Below are 5,627 nucleotides of genomic sequence, written 5' to 3'. Positions count from 1 at the left end.
ATCGATCATCCCCGTCGCGGACTCTATATTAAAAACGGTAAAAAGGTCTTCATCAAGTGAAGACCTTTTTTTGTGTCATTTTGGTTAATTAATCGTAATAATTTTACAAATTCTTGCATTTCTCTTACAACCAATCACATTGTTTTATATATTTGCAGCAAACTTTTCGAATAGACGAAAGCAGACATGAATAATAACAATACTGCCCCCCCCCCCTGCCCCTCCCCTACAAGGGAGGGGAGAACCGCAGAGGAAGCCGCCTCTCTCCCCTCCCTTGTAGGGGAGGGGCAGGGGGTGGGGTCAGTAACCTCAGTTATATAGAAGCATTAATACAATAATTAAATAACATAAACCTAAAAATAAGTAATAATGAAAGCCAGAATTCTATTAACCATGACCTGCCTGTTTGGTATGGTTTCTATTGCGAATGCCCAATTGTCGATAGATAGTCTTCCATCAGTTTCCGACTGAATTAAGAACCCCAGATTCTTCATGAAAGAAATGTCGTAGCATATCTCCAACAAGAAAACATCAATATGAAAAAGGTTTTATTCGCTTTTGCAACGCTGCTGACAATGGCAGCCTGCAACAACAAGACGGCAACGAGTGTAGAGAACAAGGAAAGTAGTGAGATACCCTTTACGGTAGCTAAGAACTACTTCTACAATCACCTCGGAACACCAAGTGTAAAAATAACAACCGAAGAGGACTTCAATAAGTGCTTCCACATGGCCACAACGATGGGTGAAGAAGGCAAGCCTACAGCCATCGACTTCGGCAAGCAGTTTGTTGTGGACTTTCTCTTACCTGGCTCCCAATGGCAGATGGAAATCAATCCGCTCAAAGTGGAAACTAAGGGAGATACCCTCTTCTATAGCTATGACATTAAAGTAGGACAGAAACAATCATACTGGAGCCAGTATGTTTCCATCATCATCATCGACAAGGAATTCGAGAAGCAGGAAGTGGTACTGGTAAACGACCAGGATATTACCTATGAGCAAGCCATTAAACGTTATCTGGTAAATGAGATTGGCAAAGATTATGCCCAGGCCGAGTTCTGTGTGCCCTTCTACAGCAAGGTGGATATCGACGACAGCAACCCTGAGGACATAAAATACTGGGGCGAATTCTGGATACACAACTACAATCAGGTAGGCGATACGCTGAAGTGCGTATCAGGCGGCAACCATCCTGGCCTGATGCACATCCGCAAGACTGAAATGGGATTTGAGGTAATAGCCTTCGACCAAGTGGCCGACGGAGCAGATAACCTGCCCAGCGCCAAGAAGATATTCGGCGACAAGTACGAAGCCTTCCATAAGATGAGTAGTGACGACGACTGGCGAAAACAGATGATAATAGACCAACTGGGAGATTTCGCAACGGAGCACAATCTGACAGCCACCATGTATCAAGACTACGCTTGGCCAGCCATATACTTCAAGATACCCTTAGAATAACTTGCAGTTTAGCACCACCAGACTTCATGATATCTGTTGATCCATATATATGTCAACAGTATGATACATGCTACATTTATACTATTAAGTGGAGTGTTGCCAAGAACTATCCTATGGATGTAATTCGCAAGAAGAAGCTCTATGACAGACAGATCGTAACCAAAAAGGACTTTCATGATCACTTATTGGAGTATAGATATGCGTGCCCTACTGGGGTATCACGGGACAGGTGACAAAATGAACCCCGAAAGTATTTTATATCACTTTCGGGGTTTAATTTATATTTACTCACCGTAAACGCGAGTGGTGTGCTTGATGAACAAGCCGCCCAGAACCATCTGGTCGATATACTCCACCTGCGACACTTTCTTGATGCCACCATTCTCAGCAGCCTTCTGAATGTTGTTCTGCTCGCCCTTCGAGCTCCACAGGCCAAGGATGTAAGAAGACTGTGCTTCACCAACTTTCTGTCCAATAGGAGCCTTTTCAGTCAGAGCTGCACCACTGTTGATTGTTGCGCAACTGCCCAATGTGAGCGCTGCGAAAGCTGCACAAGCAGCAAGAGTCATCATCTTTTTCATACGCTTTGTAGTTAAATTAAGATAATAAAATAGGTATTAAGTTAGAGCTAACTTTTTGTTATAATTACGATTGCAAAGATAATAAAAGTTATATATATAACGAAACAAATACACAATTCTTTTTTCCAAATAGCATTGCTTTTGCTTCTCATCCAGCCCCTGGAAGCACTCTTTCCAGGCCCTGAAAGTGCCTTGTTGAAATAACTCAAGAGGATCTTTATGGACCCCATCTTGGCCCGCTTTTTGCATTTTTTTCGGACGAAATGGACAATGATTGAAAAGATTTTGTATCTTTGCAGTTGTTATAACATTCTAATGCGCATAATTTTGGTATCCTTAAATCTGATAAAGACATGACATCAATCACCATCAATATTCCCAACCACGAAGTCAGCTTCTTCAAGAAGATGATAACGAAGATGGTATATGCACCACGGTGCGGAACCTGTTCTGCCCGTTCCAGCCTCATGAAAAATGGTTGGGACGGGCCGTCTTTACATAATACATCATCTATCATAGTATTCACTTAAATATAATATTCACTTAAATTCAGCAGCGTATGAAAACAAAAGTTTTACCTTTACTGATGGTTCTCTTCATGCTGGCAATGGGTGTACAGGCGCAGATTACGCTGCACGACCCCGTTATCACCGACTCGTATATGGCATTTGTAGGCGAGAACCAAATGAACAACTACAGATTCACGCTCGACACCTATGAATGGGCAGACCGCGGGCCACAGTTCCAACTCACCATTGAACCGATTGACGCTACCAAGTTGGCACATATCGAAGGCTCTGACCTCACCGACCCCAATTACTGGGAGCCGATGTTCCGTCAGTACACGTCGCAAATGGCGGGTCAGGAAATGACGGCACAGAACAACGTGAAGCGACTATATGTGAAGAATGTATCATTGCAAGAGGCTCAGTTCAAAGATTATACCGAACTGCATATTATCGGCATAGAGGCCGGTGGAGACTATGCTATCCCCGACAAAACCTTCATGGAAAACACACATCTGGAAACGTTCGACTGCAACGTGCAGGGCACGTTGATGCTCGGCTCTGACTTAGTGAACACCCAACCGAATTTCACCGTAATAGTATATACCCAACAGAGTGCTGAGGCTTGGAACAAATATAAGGTGAGTACGGGCGCGAACCTCATAGTGGACGACAGCAAAGTGGGCGGAGGTTCGCCAGTAACCTTGTATCAGGTGCCCAACGGCAGCTTTGCCGACTGGGAGGAGCGCGACCTGCCCGTAGAGATGGGTGGCGGAAGCTACACGTCACCGTCGGGCTATTGGGACACATTCAACATTCTGGCTCCTGGCTGCGTGACGAAGACCGAAGGCCGAACTGCGGGGTCTACGGCAGCTCTGCTTGAGTCGAAGGTGGTGGACATGTCGGCGGCAGGTATGCCGGGTGAGGTGGTCACAACGTCGCTGTTAGTCACCGACTGCTTCCTGAAAAAGATGAGCGGCAGCGAGTACGAACAGGGCGTGCCTTGCAAAAACATTCCCGCACGCTATCTCACCTTCTGGTACAAATACCAACCCGTGACTGGTGACGTAGCACAGGTGTTCATCCAATTCAACGAAGACCTGGTGATTAAACCGCAAGTGACCCGTACTGTGAAGTTCCGCAAGAAGATAACCGAGGCTGCGTCTGACTGGACTTTCGGCTACATCGATCTTTCCGAGAGCGAAAATGGCAAAGACCCTTCCGGTCTTGATTGGGGCATCAACGCCTTCTATATCGACATCACCTCGAGTGTCAGTGGCATGAGTTCCAGCACAGAGGGCAGTGGTGCATCGGCACCGGGCTCAAAACTGTGGATTACCGAGCTACAGTTTGCCAGTGAAATAACTGGCATCGAAAACGTGTTGTCCAACCGAAACAATGCTTCATCTATCCGTTATAACCTCAGTGGCCAGCGTATCAAGAAAGGCTATAAAGGCATAGTGGTAGAGAACGGTCACAAGGTGCTTGTGAAGTAATCTATGGAATACTGGAAGTAAATTAACGGAAAAAAGAGAGACTGCTAACCTGGCAGTCTCTCTTCATTTTCTATTTCTTCTGAGCATTGAAAAATGAGGTTGTTAGGGGTTAGAGGATAACTGGCGGGGCGTATGTCCGGTCAGTTTGACGAATGCCCGGCGGAATGTGGAGATAGAGGCGAAGCCGCTCGCCATGGCGACATAATCCAACGTGTATTCCGGATGTTCTTTCAGCATGGGAAGACAGACACGCTCGATGCGCAACTGGTTGACGTAGTCGTAGAAGGTCTGTCCGCGAACCTGACTCAGGTAGTTGCTGATGTACGTGCGGTTAGTGTTCAGTGCCAAAGCCAGGTCAGCAAGTGTCAGATCCTTGTTCAGATAGAGGCGTTGCTCCTCCATCACCTTCTCCAGTGTTCCCTCGGCAATAGGCAGTCCCCCCTTCTTTCTTACAGGCTTCCTCTCCTCTTCCCTTTCTGTTATGATAGGACAGAAATCCCAGCTGTAGTGCAGCACCATCAGCCACAGCAGGACGGCAGATACATAATATACAATATCGCCCACTACCGTGGCATATAGCGAGGTAAACAGCCATGCCAGCTGGCTGATGATAGCGAAGACGAAGACGGGCTTCAGCCATGCCACATCGATGCTGTCAATATTGGAGAAGTTCTCATGCACATAGCGGATGCGCCGACGCACCTTTACCCATCCGATGATGACAATGGTCCAGGCATAGAACCAGAGAAACACCGACTCGGCATAGATGATTTCCTGAACAGGCCATACCAGGTATAATAAGGTACAGACGGCAAAAGGTACCGACTGCATGCCCAGACGTCTGACTGTTACCCATTCGGGCCATACAGCCTCGAAGACAAAGACGGTATAGGTCAGTGCCGACCAGGCATCTATGATGAAAATCCAGTTAAGCACCTTCGTGGTGTACATCCCGGGAAAGGTGATAACGATATCCTTTAGGCACCATAGAGCCCAGACGGCCATAATCCATCCCAGCACATGCTGGAAGCGTGTACGTTGTTTACGCCAGAACAGGATATGCAGAGAGAAGCCGGCAAAGAAGGCCGTCGAGAGGCCTATCATAAATGCCGATATGTTCATATAGTCTTCCATCTCTGCAAAAGTACGTATTTCCCGTCAAAGCACCAACATTTCGCCTGTCTTTTTTTTTCACAACCTGTCCCTGTGGTGTGTCCATGTAAGCTATCCATGGCATGATGATGGGGGCAGTTTTGCACCGTCATAGTTCTACTTTTGTCTTGCAATAGGGTTAGTTTTGACCTGCAAAAGCGTTAGTTTTGGTGTTAATCTAGCCCCTGGACGAGACGTTCCTAGCCCCTAGAACGTCCACTTTTAGCCCCTAGAAGCGGCCCATCCAGGGGCTAGAAGTGACCATTCTAGGGGCTAGAACAGAAACTATTGTTTTTATTCTAGACTTTAAAAGTGGCGTTTCTAGACTCTAGAACTAGTGCTTTTAGACTTTAGAATGACCGTTTCTAGACTCTAGAAATGACCTTTCTAGACTTTAGATGAACACCAAAAGTATAACTATTGCAAGCT

Annotated in this window: 4 protein-coding genes; 2 read left to right on the top strand and 2 right to left on the bottom strand. The window is 46.3% G+C overall.

The window, feature by feature from the left end:
* Window positions 1-536: 536 nt before the first annotated feature.
* Entirely contained in the window at window positions 537-1,463 is a 927-nt protein-coding gene (locus T433_RS16025; protein WP_155808514.1) for a hypothetical protein, read from the top strand.
* A gap of 284 nt (window positions 1,464-1,747) precedes the next feature.
* Here the strand turns inward: T433_RS16025 and T433_RS0112545 are convergent, their stop codons facing one another.
* Window positions 1,748-2,044 (bottom strand): TRL domain-containing protein, encoded by a 297-nt coding sequence (locus T433_RS0112545; RefSeq protein WP_027456044.1) that lies wholly within the window; start codon window positions 2,042-2,044, stop codon window positions 1,748-1,750.
* Between the two features lie 559 nt (window positions 2,045-2,603).
* On the opposite strand from T433_RS0112545, the gene T433_RS0112535 reads away from it, so the two are divergent.
* A complete protein-coding gene (locus T433_RS0112535) occupies window positions 2,604-4,046 on the top strand; it encodes a hypothetical protein (RefSeq protein WP_155808513.1) in 1,443 nt (480 codons plus the stop codon).
* A gap of 102 nt (window positions 4,047-4,148) precedes the next feature.
* On the opposite strand, the gene T433_RS16020 is transcribed toward T433_RS0112535, so the two are convergent.
* Window positions 4,149-5,168 (bottom strand): helix-turn-helix domain-containing protein, encoded by a 1,020-nt coding sequence (locus tag T433_RS16020; RefSeq protein WP_211249754.1) that lies wholly within the window; start codon window positions 5,166-5,168, stop codon window positions 4,149-4,151.
* Window positions 5,169-5,627 lie beyond the last annotated feature (459 nt).

Origin of the sequence: Xylanibacter brevis ATCC 19188 (assembly GCF_000621725.1) — a bacterium.
In the GTDB taxonomy this organism is placed as follows: Bacteria; Bacteroidota; Bacteroidia; order Bacteroidales; family Bacteroidaceae; genus Prevotella; species Prevotella brevis.
Note: the sequence above shows the minus strand (reverse complement) of the source record. Positions and strands in the feature narration are given on the sequence as shown.

Coding starts and splice junctions, on each gene's coding strand:
- T433_RS16020 (WP_211249754.1), bottom strand. CDS start 5,168: ATGAACATATCGGCATTTATGATAGGCCTCTCGACGGCCTTCTTTGCC.
- T433_RS16025 (WP_155808514.1), top strand. CDS start 537: ATGAAAAAGGTTTTATTCGCTTTTGCAACGCTGCTGACAATGGCAGCC.
- T433_RS0112535 (WP_155808513.1), top strand. CDS start 2,604: ATGAAAACAAAAGTTTTACCTTTACTGATGGTTCTCTTCATGCTGGCA.
- T433_RS0112545 (WP_027456044.1), bottom strand. CDS start 2,044: ATGAAAAAGATGATGACTCTTGCTGCTTGTGCAGCTTTCGCAGCGCTC.